Origin of the sequence: Pseudomonas sp. H26/SER47-MNA-CIBAN-0231, assembly GCF_040310465.1 — a bacterium.
Classification (GTDB): Bacteria; Pseudomonadota; Gammaproteobacteria; order Pseudomonadales; family Pseudomonadaceae; genus Aquipseudomonas; species Aquipseudomonas atacamensis.
Genome location: NZ_JBEOPW010000188.1, coordinates 1 through 237, shown reverse-complemented (window position 1 = coordinate 237; position 237 = coordinate 1). Strand labels below are relative to the sequence as shown.

The window sequence follows — 237 nt, the reverse complement described above, 5'->3', positions numbered from 1 at the left end:
CCATGGCAATGCCGTTGGCGCCCATGGCGTTGAAGGCTTCGATGAAAATCGGGTTGCCTTGCACGCGGATCTTCATGCCCTTGAGGTCGTCGATCTTGCGCACCGGTTTCTTGGTATAGAGGTTGCGCGTGCCGCCATCCATCCAGGCCAGGGCCACCAGGCCGAACTCGGAGTTGGTGATCTTGGCGAGGATCTCGTCGCCGATCTCGCCATCGATGACCTTGCGCATATGTGCCT

1 protein-coding gene is annotated in these 237 nt (G+C 59.5%); it reads right to left on the bottom strand.

Annotated elements, in window-relative coordinates:
• Positions 1-237, bottom strand: a 237-nt coding sequence (gene dctP / locus AAEZ10_RS27745; protein ID WP_350571888.1) for a TRAP transporter substrate-binding protein DctP, incomplete at both ends; no start/stop codon positions are given.